Origin of the sequence: Mucilaginibacter sp. (assembly GCF_036568825.1) — a bacterium.
Classification (GTDB): domain Bacteria; phylum Bacteroidota; class Bacteroidia; order Sphingobacteriales; family Sphingobacteriaceae; genus Mucilaginibacter.
On record NZ_DATCRU010000056.1, the window covers coordinates 100,711 to 113,829 of the forward strand.

Genomic DNA, 13,119 nt, shown 5'->3' on the forward strand with positions numbered 1-13,119 from the left:
AATGATAAAAAGCCGTTATCAAGAGCCGTTAAAAAAATCTTTTTGCGGAGTTAACTATACTGAGAAACATTTTGTTGATGCTTGCGTTTGTATCGCATAAGAATTAGATTAGTTTTGGATAAATTTTTTTGATGCATCGTCCTACCTCCAAATATATCCGCATAGCCGGAATCGTAGCTATTTCCCTGATTATCCTTTTATTAATAGGCGGCTATATCGCCTATAACAAACGTGAGGCTATACTCCAAAAAGAGATCGCGAAAGCAAAAGAAAAAGCAAAAAAGGATTACAACTTAAACGTAAATATCGGTTCTGCCCATTTCACCGGGCTCGCCACCGTTTCCCTTTCTGATATTACTGTAGTGCCGGACCAGCGCGATAGCTTACTAAGCATTAAGAAGTTTGATGTCAGCATAAAGATCATTCCGCTCATATTCGGAAATGTAAAACTGGCTGATGTGGTATTGGATAACGGGCATCTGAACCTGACAGATGTTAAGGGTGTAAAGAACTTTGATTTCCTGTTCAAGAAGAAAAAGGATACCACCGAAAAGAAAGAGCGGGCCGATCTATCAGTATTGGCGAATAACCTGGTGAAGCAGGTTTTATATAAAATCCCTGATGACCTGGACCTGAGAAATTTCCTGATAACATTTAAAAAGGATAGCGCAGGGATAAAGTTGCTTGCTCAAACGGCTGTGATCAAAGACGGTAAGCTTAGTTCAACTATTAAGGTAAATGACACACTGGCTACCTGGCATTTTGCCGGGAAGATGCACCCGTCTGATAAAGATATTGATCTGCATTTATATGCTGATGGAAAAAAAGTGGAAATACCCTACGTGGGTGAACGATACCATTTGAAAGTGAATTTTGACACAATTTCCACCCGCCTGGAGAAAGTGGAGAATAGCGACGGTGTTACCAAAATATATGGTTCGTGGTCGGTGAAGAATTTGCTGATCAACCATCCGGCTTTATCCTCATCTGATATCATTGTTCCCGATGGTTCTATTGATGCCAATGTGTTTGTTGGTAAGAATTATGTATCGCTGGATAGCTCGTCGGTGATCAAGCTAAAAAAGATCGCGGTAAAAACTTACCTCAAATACCAACTGTATCCTGTCAAGATGTACACAATAAAAGTGAACAGCGACTGGATGAATGCGCAGGATGTATTTGATTCTTTCCCCCAAGGAATGTTTGATTCGTTTGATGGTATACAGGTTACCGGTAAAGTAAAATATCACCTGCATGTGTTTCTGGATTCATCCAATCCCGACCAGGTACAGTTTGAATCGGCGCTGGCGAAGGATAATCTGAACATAGTTAAATACGGTAAAACGGATTTGGGCAGATTGAACAGGCCGTTTACTTATACACCTTATGAAAAAGGTAAGCCGATGCCGTCGAGGATCATTGGCCCCCAAAACCCGGATTATACTCCGTTACAGGATATTTCGCCAAACGTGAAATATGCTGTAATGACTTCGGAAGATCCATCGTTTTACACCAATCATGGTTTTGTGGAAGAGTCAATACGGCGCTCTATCGCTACCGACATCAAGCAAAAAAAATTTAAGCGGGGTGGTAGTACGATATCCATGCAGCTGATCAAGAATGCTTTCCTGAGCCGCGAGAAAACATTGTCGAGAAAGATTGAAGAGATACTGATCGTATGGATGATCGAGAATAATAATGTGATGTCGAAAGACCGCATGCTAGAGGTTTATTTCAATATTGTGGAATGGGGCCGGAACATTTATGGTATTGGCGAAGCATCGCGCTATTATTTCGGTAAATCACCATCAAGCCTTACCCTGGGCGAAGGTATCTACCTTGCCAGTATTCTTCCTCACCCTAAAACAGGATTATATTCGTTTCAACCAGACGGTTCGTTACGGCCAAGCCTGATCAACTATTATAACCTGATCGGAAAAATGATGGCAGCCCGAAATTGGACCGAGCCAGATAGCTCTGGTTATGGTTATTATTCAGTACGATTGAAGGAAAGTCTTCGCGAGAATATCGCCCCTGTATCAACAGCAGTTGCTGACAGCCTGATGAAACAAACTAATGATGATGACGATGCGGTGGATGTTCAGCCGGTAATGAATACCCCAACAGTTCCTGAGAAAAAACCTAATTTCTTCCAGCGCTTATTTGGAAAGAAGGATACTACTGTACACAAACAGATAGAAAAAGAGTATCCAATTGATACCGTAGGTAAAACCAAAAAAGAAATACGGCAGGAAAAGCGCGCCCAACGCCGGCTGGAAAAACAACGGGAAAAAGAGCTTCGTGACAAAGGCCTGATGTAGTGTTTACTGTGAGATGACCTTATTAAATGTTTAAACATGTTTTTTTGTATAAACATTTAGAAAGAAACAATCATGTCACTCATAGAAAAACTAAACTGGCGCTACGCCACCAAAAAATTCGATAAAGCTAAGAAGTTAAGCCAGCATCAATTAGAAGAATTGCTGCATGCGGTTCATCTGTCACCCTCATCTGCTGGTGTTCAATCTTATAAAATAATTGTTGTTCAGGATGCTGCTGTACGCGAAAAATTGCAACAGGCAGCTTATGGACAGGCTCAAATTGCTGATGCTTCACAACTGATCGTTTTTGCAGCTGAGACTAATCTGGATGCTCAGTATGTAAAGAATTATATTGATCACGTGGCTAAGTCACGCAGCATTGATCGCTCTAATCTGGAAGGTTATGAGCAAATGATCAATGGCAATGTAAGCGGGATGACTGAAGAGCAACGGATTACCTGGGCTAAAAAACAAGCTTATATCGCGTTAGGCGTATTGCTTACTTCAGCAGCCGAACTGGGTATTGATGCCTGTCCGATGGAAGGTTTCAGTGCACCTCAGTTTGATGAAGTATTAGGTTTAAAAGAAAAAGGCTTAACAACTGCTGTTATAGCTGCGATTGGTTTCCGTGCAGAAGATGATGCTTACAGCAAATTAAATAAAGTGCGTAAACCTGAAGAAGAAATGTTCATTCATATATAATAAGTGTCTTTGGTTTTTAACGTTCATTGTTAAGTTTGAAAGGCCCCGGGAAACCGGGGCTTTTTTATGCCTGTCTGAACTTGAATTTACAGAATTAACGAATTTCCGGAATTCAGGCAATTCTTAAATTAAAAAAATTCCGGTTCAGATAATCAGTCTTTGGCAAAGCTGATATTCAGCAGTAAAATAATTCTAATAATTGCTTGGAAGTTGAATACAAAAGACATATCTTTATAATCTATTAAATCTATAGATATTATATACATTAGTATGGATGCAATTAACTCTGAATCGTTTCATAAAAAGGATTATGAATCTGCCGCTAAAGAAAGGGAAATATTAAGGTCGAGCGACCTTGATAAACTGGTGTCTGCATTGCTGATCTGCATGGAAAACTATAGGCAATTGGCTGCTTCAGCGCCGTTTAAAGAGTTAAAAGCTATCTATAAACAATTGGCAGATGAAAGAGCTGATTATGCGGCAATTTTATATTTCAGGCTTGGCCAGAATGATCAATTGTCGGTAGATGTTGAGGGTGGTGTGATCGGACAAATAAAGCCCGCATGGGCCAATACATCGTTTATTGGTAATGAAGCAAATGATGACACCTTGCTAAACAGCATTATTAATAATGAATTGTCAGCCATAAAAAAATACGATGATTACTTGCGTAACCATATACCGGTGATAAAAGATCTGAACTTATTGGTGTGGCAGCAAAATTCTATTAAACAGATTTTAAAGGGACTTTAATATGCTATCAAAAAAGACCAAATATGCTATCAAGGCGCTTGTATTACTGGGGAAAAATCAAGCCGATGTGCCTATGCATATCGCAGAGATTGCAGAAATAGAAAATATTCCGAGGAAATACCTGGAAGGGATTTTAGGTGAATTGCGTAAAGCAGGCTTTCTGTACAGCCGGAAAGGCAGCGGCGGTGGCTATGTACTGGGCAAAAGGCCGGAAGATATTTTGTTAGTTCATGTGTTGCGGCTTACAGATGGTCCGATAGCAATGGTTTCATGTGCCAGTTTAAACTATTATCACCGGTGCGATGAATGCCTGGATGAAGCGACTTGTGGTATACGTCAGGTGTTTATTAATATACGTGATGCCAGTTTAAAGATACTGACTGAAACAAGCATTGCTGACCTGATCAGGAATGAGAAGTTTTTAAAAGATACCCTACCTTACCTTACTGCAGTTAGTTGATTAAAATTGTTCATTTGATACTTGGCGAAAGTAGATTTTATATATAAATCTCTTGATGCTTTGAAACAATTTGGTGGTTTCTGCTATTAAGCATTACAGAATTCAGCCAATCCAGTGAACCGACCAGTTTTCAAGAGCGCCCTGCTAATAACGGTTTTTGTTATTTTCTTTTGCCCGCTTTCGTCAAAAGCGTTCTCCGTTTTTGCGCATATGGCCATTATAGATGCCAGCTGGAAGAAGTCTATTGTTCCCTTGCTAAAAGAAAAATATCCCAATGCTACTGATGAGGAACTGCGCGTTGCCCATTCCTATGCTTATGGCGGTAGTTTGATGCCAGATATGGGTTATTTCCCTTTTGGCAGTGTATATTTTACTAACCTGGTGCATTATGTGCGCAGCGGAGATTTTATGGAAAATCTGGTTTCTCAAGCCCAAAATATTAATGAATATGCCTTCGCGCTGGGAGCGGTCTCGCATTATCTGACCGATGAGTATGGCCACTCCCTGGCAACCAATATCGCAGAGCCTATTGTGTACCCTAAAGTCGCTAAAAAATTCGGGAGAATAGTTACTTACGAGGAATATCCTATTTACCACAGCCGGATGGAATTTGGCTTTGATGTATTGCAAACCGCCCGTGGCAATTATGCATCGCAGGAGTATCATGATTTTATCGGTTTTAATGTAGCCAAACCGGTATTGGAAAGGGCATTTATGCTGACTTACGGTCAGAACATGAACGATGTTTTCAACGGTAAACTGGATCTGGCTATTTCAACTTTTAGGTGGGCTGTGAGGAGTCTGCTGCCTGGTTTGACACGGGATGCCTGGGCCTTGAAAAAAAGCGATATTCAAAAGCTGAACCAGGGAATGACCAGCCGTAAATTTCACTACCATATCAAAAGAAGAGAATATTTTCACACCTATGGCCGGGAGCGCGATAAACCCAAATTGGGCAACCGGATAGTAGCTTTTATAATCAGCATTTTACCAAAGGTTGGTCCGCTTAAAGCGCTTAAATTTTCACCGCCCGGACCTGTTGCCGAAAAGCTGTTTATCAAGAGTTTTGATACCACGCTGGTTTGTTATAATCAACTTCTGACAGGATTGCAAAACGGGCAGCAGCTTCAATTGCCTGATATGGATTTTGATACAGGAAAACCTACTACCCAGGGCGAATATGGTCTGGCAGACTTGACCTATAGTCAGTTATTGCTTTATTTACAGGACAAAAAATTCAATAATGTTACGCCACCGCTGCAGGAAAACATACTTTCATTTTATGGCAAAGGGGATACCACCAGTAAAGTAACTGAATACAAAAAGTATAAGGTAGACTGGAAAAAAACCTATGTCGCCTTGCAGCAGTTACGAACAGCAAGACCTGTCCCGATAGATAGTTTAAAGCTTCCTGTCGATACCCTGTCGAAAGCTACGGCGGTAAAAACTAAATAATTGCATTCGGTGCAATAAAAGAAACACTTTGTGTTCTCATCCTAATCTCTTTATCTTCATATAATGAAACCAAGCCTTTTTAAATCAATACTGATCGTATCTTGCTTACTCTGGTGTGGCGTTTCCTATGCACAGGACACTACCAATGCGGTGATATTCCATATTCATTCTTCGCATACTGCCTTTCCGGATACCGGTCGCGAAAAGGGGCATCTGTATGATAAGGTATTGTATACTGCTGCCGAGCATTATCATGACAGCACGATACTAATAATTGCACCAAAGAAGCTGGATGCAAAAAAGACAGTCGATATGGTATTCTGGTTTCATGGCTGGCGGAATAATGTAGATAATGCTGCCAGCTTTTATGAACTCACTAAACAATTTCTAGCCTCCGACCTGAATGCCGTACTCGTTTTAGCAGAGACTGCTAAGGACTCACCCGATAGTTATGGCGGTAAACTAGAGAACCCCGGTGTTTTTAAAGCATTAACTACTGATGTATTAAGTGGACTAAAGGCTCAGCATTTGATCTCCAAAGGATGCAAGCCGGGGCATATTTTACTGGCAGGTCATAGTGGCGCTTACCGCGTAATGGCCCGGATCATTAAAAACGGTCAGATGCCTATAGACGAGGCTATTTTGTTTGATGCTTTATACGCCGAAACCCCAATATTCCTGGACTGGATAAAGGCTGATCAAAATCACCGTTTTATTGATTTGTATACTGACCATGGCGGTACTGACGAAGAAACCCATAACCTGGTAAAGCTGATCGCCCAGGAAAAACTACCTTATTTAGAATCAGAGGAAGGTAATGTCAATTTTCAGTCTGTGAAAGATAACCGGATATTAATTATCCATAGTCTGCATGAGCACAATAATGTGATCAATAAGCCGGATAATTTTGAATTGTTCCTGGAAAATAGTCCTTTTTTAAAATCTTTGACACAGAATTAAGCCACCGGTTGTAACGGCTTGCTGAGATGTTTTTTGATGTCTGACAGTAATTGCAGCGGTTGGAAAGGTTTCAGCATACAATCCACAAAGCCGCTGGCAATCAGATCCGACAACATCTTTTTGTCAACCAATGAAGCAGTAAATGCAATCACCGGTATTTCCGGATAAAGCCTTTTTACTTCGTGAATGGCGGTAAAGCCATCCATTACCGGCATTTCCAAATCCATCAGGATAATATCAAAATCAGAGTTTTTTAGTAATGCAGCCAGTGCTTCGGAACCATCAAATGCTATAGTGACCTCAGCCTTAAACCCGGTTAGGATTTTTTTAGCTACCATCATGTTGATCTGGTTATCCTCAACCAGCAGCAGTTTTATACCTTCAAGATTATCTTTTTCAGCAGCCTTGTTTTTAGGGAGTTGTTTGTGATTATATGCGGCATACTCTAATTTCAGGTCGAAACTGAATTTGCTTCCCTTTCCTTTTTCACTGGCAAGTACCAGGTTGCTGCCCATCATTTTTAACAAGCGGACGCATATGGTAAGCCCCAGTCCGGTACCAATAAATTTCTTGGTATCCTCATCATACACCTGCCAGAAGCTTTCGAATATTTTTTTCTGGTCCTTTTCAGCTATGCCTATCCCGGTATCTTCGATGCTGAAACTAACCTCGATAAACTTATTTTCTTTCCGTTTGCAGAATACATCGAGCTTTACAAAACCTTTATCTGTAAACTTTAGGGCATTTGATAGCAAATTATTAAATATCTGTACCAGTCGAACATCATCAGCCAATACGTTTACATCCAGTTCAGGATCGATGTTGATCTTCAGCTCAAGGCCTTTTTCCTGGAATAAGGTGGTGAACGGCATACCCACGTTCATCATAAAAAGCTTTAAGTTCAGCTCGGCAGGATGTATTTCTAGCTTATCGGCCTCAATTTTGTTGAAGTCGAGAATATTATTCACTTGCTGTAACATATGATCCGAGCAGTATTTGAGTATCTGGTAATATTCGTCCTGCTGGGCGTCCATTTTTTGCTGTTTCATCAGGTTGATGACACCGATGATGCCGTTTAAAGGCGTCCGCAGCTCGTGGCCCATTGTAGCGAGGAATTGCGTACGGGAATCAATCACCTTCTGATTTTGCTCTTTAAGCTGATGGATATATTTCTTTTCAAAGAAAATATAAGCTACCGCGAAAATGATCGTTGATGAAATAGCGATCACATTGTTCACAAACGAAAGCTTGCCTAACTGGCTGGGCGTAAAAGGCTCGAGCGGTTTTACATTATGCCCGATCAGTATACAAGCCAGGAACGAGACAATGATAATGCCGATATAAATAAAGGTATCCTTGTATTGCGCTTGCTTCAGGTCGACAATAATGGGTATGGATACCATCAGTGGGAAAAAGTAAAGATATTGGCTCGATTGCAAACCCTCTATCGCAGCCGTCGACACGAGCATGGCGCAAACGATGGTAACAATAAAAATAGTAAGGTTCTCAATATCGCCATTATACTTTAACAGGATCACCATCAGAATAGCGAAACAAAAACAGGCGCTTACAAAAGATGAGACGTAAAGTCCTATAAACGAGGTGTAAATAGACAGGGCTATGCCTGTGAACAATGTAGCCAGACCAAGCTGGTAAGTCCTCTTAGATACATCTTTTATATCGAAATGTATATTAAGCGGGCGATCGTCAACTTTATTTATTCTATGGTATTTACTGGTAATATCCTTCATTACGGGCAATTGGGGTATCTATCCCTTCTACTCAAGCGCACAAAATGCCATTGTAGTACCTATTTAAACGTATACAAACGGATAATCGTTCGGTTTATGCGCGAAAAAAATAAAATATTGTTTTACAATGACTTGTAAAGGCGCAACTGCGCCTTTTTGCTATAGGGTATTTTGGGTTATTTTACACCTGTTGTCAGCAAGGCAGATAAAGGGAAAGATGTATTTTCTGCGCCGAATTCTTCCGTGATCCCTTCTGCGAATTTCAAAGCAACAGGCTCAAATGCATCAGGATCCTTAGTCATTATTTCCTTGCCTAATGGATGTTTGGAGAACAAACCGGTAACTATCAGTTCGGAGGTAGAAGTGCCTGATGGCAATGATATTTTAGTAGATTCAGCTTCTTTAAATCCTGAGTTCTTCAACCATTTATTTAGCGTTTTATCATCGTGTAAAGAGAACGGAACTTTAAAGCGTGTGGTATCTTCGCCGCTGAAATAAGGAAGGATCAGATCATCTATCAGCAGTTTGAACAAAGGCATATTCAGCGTGTCATCCCAGGTAAATATCATTAGCTTTCCACCCGGTTTTAATACCCTGTAGATCTCATCAAATCCCTTTTGCTTATCCGGCAAAAACATCATCCCGAATTGGCAGATTACCAGGTCAAAAGTATTATCAGTAAATGATAGCTTTTGAACATCTTCGGTCTGAAAGATAATCCCATTATTGTTGAGCTCACGTTGTGCTATATGGAGCATATCGGGGCTAATATCGGTAGCGAAGAGCCTTACATGAGATGGAAGTACCTTCCGCAGGTGCCGGGTAAGCCGGCCGCTTCCGCAGGCTACTTCAAGTACAGACGATACATCCGATGCACTAATCCGCGAAGCCATATATTGCCCGTAAGGCTCAAATAAGATCGGGCCGATGTAACGGTCGTAGTTTTCAGCATCCTCGCTTGTAAACTTGTAAGCTTCTTTCTTTTTCATGCAAATGAAATTACGGAACTTAATTATATTACTCATTAACCAAAATCGGCGAGCTTATAGAAACTACCATAAGCTCGCCAATTGACGGAGCGGAATGACTTATTCTGCTTTTAATCGGATATATTTTTCTACGTTAACACGATCTACCTTCAGGCTGTCGATCTTTTCGATGCCCTGCTGTATAAGTGTATCATTCTTTATAGTGACGGTGAAATCAAACTTGTTGTTTTCCCACTCGCGCTCGTTGCAATAATCCAGGTATTCGGTGTATTTATCGCCATTTAAAGTATATCTGCCGCCGCCTGAGCTGTACATTGGTTTTGACTGTTTCCCTTTAGTCAGGTCATGGTTCATGAACGCAAAATGATCACCATTGATGATTTTGATAAACTTTTGATCTTTGGTGTAATCGGTCACCACAGGCGCTTTACCTTTTTCGGTTAAAGTACCCTGGAGCAATTGCCAGGTACCCTGTATAGGTAAGCCTTGTTCTTTTGATGCATTTGCAGTGGTGCCCGGATTATTGTTGCAGGAAGCCAGTATAGCAGCGGCTATAACAAAAAAAGTGAGTTTGATTTTCATTAGATTTTTTTAGGTTAAGTTGGAAGCTAAAAATAATAATCTTTTGGAATATATTTTTAGCCCCAACCTACCTTTCGCTGTCATTATCAGACAGCTTTGGCTATAACTGATCTTATTATGGCTTCTAATGATTTGCAGAGAACTTGTATCTCTTCCTCCGTATTGTAATAATGAATAGACGCCCGGACAACGCTTTTCAAATGGTTTTTCTCCATAAATATTAATGCTGATACCGCTTTCGCGACAGTTACATTGATACGATCTTCGGCGAGGCGTAACTTTATAGTCGCAGCATCAAAGCCTTCTACAGAGAAAGTCACTATCCCGCATTGCCTGTCTCCAAAATCATGTACGATTACTCCATCAATTTGCGCAAGCTGCGCACGAAGTAATGCTGATAAATATTGGATCCGATCCCAAATCCTGTCCAAACCGATATTCAAGGCATATTCAATAGCTTTTCCTAAACCGAATGTAAGTGCGCGGTTCTTTTCATACAACTCGTATCTCCTGGCATCACTTCTTAGCTGATAGTCATCCAAGCCAACCCAATCGGTAGCATGGTTATCCATAAATATCGGTTTGATCTGGTCCTGAACCTCTTTCCGCACATATAAAAATCCGGTGCCCCGTGGTGCCCTCAGGTATTTACGCCCGGTTACCGACAGCATGTCGCACCCAATCTGCTTTACGTCGATCGGTACATGCCCGGCGCTCTGGCAGGCATCTACCAGGTATAGTATGTTATGCCTGCGGGCTATTTTGCCGATCTCAATTATTGGTATCGTCCCGCCTGTTGTCGAGGCAATTTCAGTAACAGCGATCAATTTGGTTTGAGGAGTTATAGCTTCTTCCAATGCCTGAAGCGAAAAATTACCCTTTTCATCGTTCGGGATTACTTTTACTTCGACACCAAATCGTTTTTGTGCATTTAAAAATCCAAGCAGATTGGTCACATATTCCATTTCAGAAGTGATAACCACATCGCCCTTTTTAAAATCGATCCCGTTAAAAGCGATGTGCCAGCCGGTGCTCGCATTTTCAACTATGGCTACCTCATCGGCATCAGCATTGATCAGTTGGGCAATCAGCGCATAAGTGTTTTCTAACTGTGCGTGATATTTGGCCTCAGTTTCATAACCACCAAAAGTTGCCTCTTCGTTTAAATAATCGGTCATGGTTTGCACCACAACATCAGGTGGCAGCGATGCGCCTGCGTTATTAAAGTGGATTCGTTGCGCCGTGCCTTTGGTCTCAGCCCGGAATTGCTGTATTTCCAGATCTGTTATTCTCAATGATTCCATGTTCATGTCCCGGTTTTAAATTATTAATACAAAGTAAAAACATAAATCAATGACAAAACAGATACAGAATTATTATTTTTGGCCATAACAGATTGATGAAAAAGATAACAACGGAGGCTGATAATGTGTTTCTATACGACCAGATTGTCGGGCGCATTGAAAAACAGATCAAACAAAACCTGTTGAAAACAGGCGATAAGCTGCCCTCTGTGCGATCATTAAGTCGACAGCAGGGTATCAGCATAAGCACGGCCTATAAAGCCTACGCCGAACTGGAAAATATGGGCATGATTGAAGCTCGCACTAAGTCTGGCTATTATGTGAAATTCTCGCCATCAAGGTTTGTAAAAGTGCCGGAGGTCAATCCACCCCTGAAAAAAATAGAGCAAGCCAGCGTGAGCCAGATGATCGCGATGGTAAATGCGAACATGTCTAAAGAAAATGTGCTGCGTCTATCGGCTTCATCACCTTCGGTAAATTTAATACCGCTCGCAAGACTCAATAAATCTATGACGGAGGCGATGCGCGAGAGCCCGTACGGAAATGTGAACTATGAGAATGTGCAGGGCAATATTTCGCTGCGCAGGCAGGTGGCAAAAAATGCATTTAACTGGGGCGGACAGATCACCGAAGATGATGTGGTAACTACGCAGGGCTGTTTAGAGGCGTTGGTATTTTGCCTGCGGGCACTTACTAAACCCGGCGATACTGTGGCGATTGAAAGCCCTACTTACTTCGGTATTTTTAATGTGATGCTTAGCCTCGACCTGAATGTGCTGGAAATACCTGTTCATCCTGAAACTGGTGTCGATATCGATTACCTGGAACGGGCGATGGATAAGGTAAATATCAAAGCATGTTTGTTCGTGACCAATTTCAGTAACCCGGTAGGCAGTTGCATGCCTGATGATCGCAAAAAGCAGTTGGTCGATCTGATTACCAAACGACAGACACCTTTAATTGAGGACGATATTTATGGCGAGATCTATTTCGGTAAAAGCCGGCCCCGCACCTGTAAAAGTTATGACAAAGAAGGCTGGGTGATGTTGTGTTCATCGGTTTCCAAATCCCTGGCGCCGGGCTACAGAGTGGGATGGTGTATACCGGGAAGGTTTAAAGAACAGATCATCAATATAAAAATGATGCATACCATCAGCTCGGCTACACCTACACAGGCAGCTATTGCACATTTTTTCGAAACGGGTAGATACGATCTTCATATGCGCAATCTTCGCAAGGCATTGCACACGCAAAGCTTACGTTATATGCAGGCTATTGCAACGCATTTTCCGGCTGATACTAAGATCAGCAGGCCGCAGGGCGGTTACGCGCTATGGATAGAGCTGAATAAAAAGATAAACGCTTTTGAGCTTTACCAGTCGGCAATAGAGCAAAACATCAGCATTGCGCCGGGGCAGATATTCAGCACCGATTCGCGCTTTACCAATTTTATGCGAATAAGCTTCGGCCTAACCTACGACGAACGCATGGAACAAAGCATCCGTCTTTTAGGGCAGCTGATAAAAGACCTGGAGGATAAACCCTGATCAGCCTTTCTTCTCTTTTGACTTAGGAGCATAACCTCTGTCGACATCCAGAGTAAACGATGCTTCAGAAGCATCACCTGCCTGGCGTAACAGGTCAATAGGCGGCGCACTATCCTCGTTCGCAGAGTCAAACTCTTCATTAAGGCCATTGGAATGTACATCCTGCTGGCTCAGTTGGTCATCTGTTTCCGAATTATCAAAATCGTCAACAGGTAATTTATCATCGGGATTGATCATAGTCGTAGTATTTTTGTTCAAAATAAAATTACAACACTTTCGGCAACATACTGTTTAT

General features: G+C 41.6%; 12 protein-coding genes. 7 read left to right on the top strand and 5 right to left on the bottom strand.

The genetic code is table 11. The features are described 5' to 3' along the window. Positions 1-131: 131 nt before the first annotated feature. From VIM89_RS11005 to VIM89_RS11030, 6 genes are all read left to right on the top strand, one after another. On the top strand, positions 132-2,321 hold the full coding sequence (locus VIM89_RS11005) for a transglycosylase domain-containing protein (RefSeq protein WP_488156197.1): 2,190 nt from the start codon (positions 132-134) through the stop codon (positions 2,319-2,321). A gap of 72 nt (positions 2,322-2,393) precedes the next feature. Further along, positions 2,394-3,023, top strand: a complete 630-nt coding sequence (locus VIM89_RS11010; RefSeq protein ID WP_488156198.1) for a nitroreductase family protein — start codon at positions 2,394-2,396, stop codon at positions 3,021-3,023. A gap of 270 nt (positions 3,024-3,293) precedes the next feature. After that, positions 3,294-3,776, top strand: coding sequence for a hypothetical protein (locus tag VIM89_RS11015; protein ID WP_488156199.1), 483 nt, complete (start codon positions 3,294-3,296; stop codon positions 3,774-3,776). A gap of 1 nt (position 3,777) precedes the next feature. Beyond that, complete coding sequence (locus VIM89_RS11020) at positions 3,778-4,236, top strand: RrF2 family transcriptional regulator (RefSeq protein WP_488156200.1); 459 nt, start codon at positions 3,778-3,780, stop codon at positions 4,234-4,236. A gap of 210 nt (positions 4,237-4,446) precedes the next feature. Continuing rightward, on the top strand, positions 4,447-5,691 hold the full coding sequence (locus VIM89_RS11025) for a zinc dependent phospholipase C family protein (RefSeq protein ID WP_488156201.1): 1,245 nt from the start codon (positions 4,447-4,449) through the stop codon (positions 5,689-5,691). Between the two features lie 63 nt (positions 5,692-5,754). Next, a complete protein-coding gene (locus VIM89_RS11030) occupies positions 5,755-6,651 on the top strand; it encodes a hypothetical protein (protein ID WP_488156202.1) in 897 nt (298 codons plus the stop codon). Here the strand turns inward: VIM89_RS11030 and VIM89_RS11035 are convergent. From VIM89_RS11035 to VIM89_RS11050, 4 genes are all read right to left on the bottom strand, one after another. Continuing rightward, positions 6,648-8,402, bottom strand: coding sequence for an ATP-binding protein (locus VIM89_RS11035; protein ID WP_488156203.1), 1,755 nt, complete (start codon positions 8,400-8,402; stop codon positions 6,648-6,650). The two genes, VIM89_RS11030 and VIM89_RS11035, sit on opposite strands and share 4 nt — an antisense overlap. Positions 8,403-8,578: 176 nt before the next feature. Further along, on the bottom strand, positions 8,579-9,391 hold the full coding sequence (locus tag VIM89_RS11040; RefSeq protein ID WP_488156204.1) for a class I SAM-dependent methyltransferase: 813 nt from the start codon (positions 9,389-9,391) through the stop codon (positions 8,579-8,581). A gap of 99 nt (positions 9,392-9,490) precedes the next feature. Then, positions 9,491-9,973, bottom strand: a complete 483-nt coding sequence (locus tag VIM89_RS11045) for a hypothetical protein (RefSeq protein WP_488156205.1) — start codon at positions 9,971-9,973, stop codon at positions 9,491-9,493. An 86-nt stretch (positions 9,974-10,059) separates the two neighbouring features. Then, complete coding sequence (locus VIM89_RS11050) at positions 10,060-11,277, bottom strand: aminotransferase class V-fold PLP-dependent enzyme (RefSeq protein ID WP_488156206.1); 1,218 nt, start codon at positions 11,275-11,277, stop codon at positions 10,060-10,062. A 95-nt stretch (positions 11,278-11,372) separates the two neighbouring features. Here VIM89_RS11050 and VIM89_RS11055 point away from each other — a divergent pair, with 95 nt between their 5' ends. Further along, entirely contained in the window at positions 11,373-12,824 is a 1,452-nt protein-coding gene (locus VIM89_RS11055) for an aminotransferase-like domain-containing protein (protein WP_488156207.1), read from the top strand. Here the strand turns inward: VIM89_RS11055 and VIM89_RS11060 are convergent, their stop codons facing one another. Next, a complete protein-coding gene (locus VIM89_RS11060) occupies positions 12,825-13,061 on the bottom strand; it encodes a hypothetical protein (protein WP_488156208.1) in 237 nt (78 codons plus the stop codon). Positions 13,062-13,119 lie beyond the last annotated feature (58 nt).